General features: G+C 41.0%; 2 protein-coding genes and 1 pseudogene. 1 reads left to right on the forward strand and 2 read right to left on the reverse strand.

The window, feature by feature from the left end; all coding sequences use genetic code 11:
• Positions 1 to 109 (forward strand): annotated as a pseudogene (locus CSQ88_RS22285) (IS5/IS1182 family transposase); the annotation flags it as partial.
• Positions 110 to 130: 21 nt separating this feature from the next.
• Here CSQ88_RS22285 and CSQ88_RS22290 read toward each other — a convergent pair.
• Together CSQ88_RS22290 and CSQ88_RS22295 are read right to left on the reverse strand one after the other, a co-directional pair.
• Positions 131 to 775, reverse strand: coding sequence for a hypothetical protein (locus CSQ88_RS22290; protein WP_099400248.1), 645 nt, complete (start codon positions 773 to 775; stop codon positions 131 to 133).
• Between the two features lie 187 nt (positions 776 to 962).
• Positions 963 to 1,859, reverse strand: coding sequence for an alpha/beta hydrolase (locus CSQ88_RS22295; RefSeq protein ID WP_180273780.1), 897 nt, complete (start codon positions 1,857 to 1,859; stop codon positions 963 to 965).
• Positions 1,860 to 2,109 lie beyond the last annotated feature (250 nt).

Here is a 2,109-nt window from a genome sequence, read left to right on the forward strand (position 1 = left end):
TGCGCGACTGAAACATTATCGAGCTGTGGCATTCCGATACGATAAATTAAAACGGAATTACGAAAGCGTTATTGCCATGGCTTGTGCATTTTTATGGTTGCCTATGTGAAACGTCAACAGACCCTAGAGATTACCACAACAAATATGGTTGATCCAAAACACACACTTCATTATTATCCAATACTACTTGGCGAGCCTCGACCAAAAACTCCTTACTTATGCATGGCAAGGTAGCTTGAACCAGCACATCCGAATCAAGCCCAGTGTAATCAATTGTCAACAGCAACCTTTCTTTCTGCTCTTCACTTGGTACGGCCATGCCCATAGCCGCATATTCTATCGCCGTAATAGAAGAATAGAATAGCTGACACCAAGTGCTGTAGTCAGATAATAACATTTGATCTGCTGAACACTCCAAAGATAACAGCATTATTTGATTATTCAGTTGATGATCGCTCAACAACATGCGTGCCACCTTGGCGTCCGGGGCTTGCTGATAGGCACCACAAGAATGCCATGCCCAAATTGGCGGATGATTTCCACATGATAATTTACGGGATGCCATCATTCGGCACATAGAGCGGTAAGCCATCTCTTGCTCTGATGAGAGACCAATTTGCATCCAATCGCCATATAGCACACCATTACGCAACAGTACCTGCAATTGCGCTGCCGACTGAAAAGTCCATATTTTAGTTTTTTCTTGCCTCTCCAATTGGTAATCCCCCCACAAAACCAACTCAAATAAATTGCAACGCAATGTCTTTTGAATCACAATAATGAACGCTCACATATGGGATTGGGCGGCATCACCCCGAAACAAAAACTGGCATTACATACCTAGCCACTACTTTTAAGTGAGCTTAAAAATGGGGGGATTACCGTGGATATATTGATTTCAAAATTAATAACGCCTTATTTAGTTACTGTTTATTTAATTTCAAACAAGCTTAAAATAATAACTAGATTGATGCGCTGAAAAATTCTTTATTGTTTTCATTAAAAATAGTTTTCATCGCCTCCATGGTATCCTGATGATCACCACAAACGGATGAGCCAACCGTATTTATGCCACTTTTAGCCAAGGCTAATCTCATTTTCTCACCCTCAGCCCCAAGCCCTTCATTATCTGTAATCAGCATGATGTTTGCAGATACATCAATACCCTTTAGATTCTCTTGCACATCAAACTTACCATTAATTGACGATGATATTAATCCGACTAAACCTATTGGATTAAGCATCTCATGCGCAACAATTGCAGATCTCATACTTGGCATTGGCCTATCCAGTATTAATCCAGCTGTTTTTAAACCTGACAATTCCAAGTGTTTATATAGATTTGCCGCAACCGGCCCACCTAAGGAATAGCCGTGGATTAGTATGTCACCTTCAGGAACACCTAATGTTTTATGTACATAGTCAAACATTACTTGAGCATCGCTATACATTCCTTTCTCTGATGGCACACCGTCACTTTTTCCATAACCTCTCATATTAACAGCCAGAACGTTATACCCATTTTGATTATAAGTTGTAGCCAAATCACTGGATTGCGCTTCGGCTGATGAGTCTGACCCATGAATGAAAACCACTGTCTTTTTGTCTTCTGGGTTGCCTGTTTTATACAAACGACCATTCAGCTGCCCAGCGAAACTATCCAATGAAACTCTCTCTGCATTTCTTGGCAGATAACATGATACCGATCTACGGTCTTCTTCAGCCCCAAAGAGCGCATTATTAAAAATTTTAGCCACCACATTAGGCGTTCCGCCAAAATTAACAGGTTCACTTTTTTGAGAGTAGTCAAAATTTAGTCTTTGACTGAGCTGTTTTGAAAAAGGGCTTGACCCTAGCACAGAAAAAAACCGCTTAGAAAACCCCTCAGTACTATAATCTCTCTTAACAATGTATTTACCATCTTTATCAGTACGAATGTTTACTACTTTCCCCGCGATCTTAATGCAGGCAAAGCCATTTTTTTGTAAGCGCTCAGCCCTCCCACCTAGCCAGCTGCTTTAGCCTTCGTTATCTTGTGGGTTCTGATCTTTAACAAATGGCAGCAGCTCGTCAATTCGGCTATTGGGCCAAGTCGGGAGTTTTTCTAAT

It is taken from the genome of Iodobacter sp. BJB302, assembly GCF_002735645.1.
Lineage (GTDB): Bacteria > Pseudomonadota > Gammaproteobacteria > Burkholderiales > Chitinibacteraceae > Iodobacter.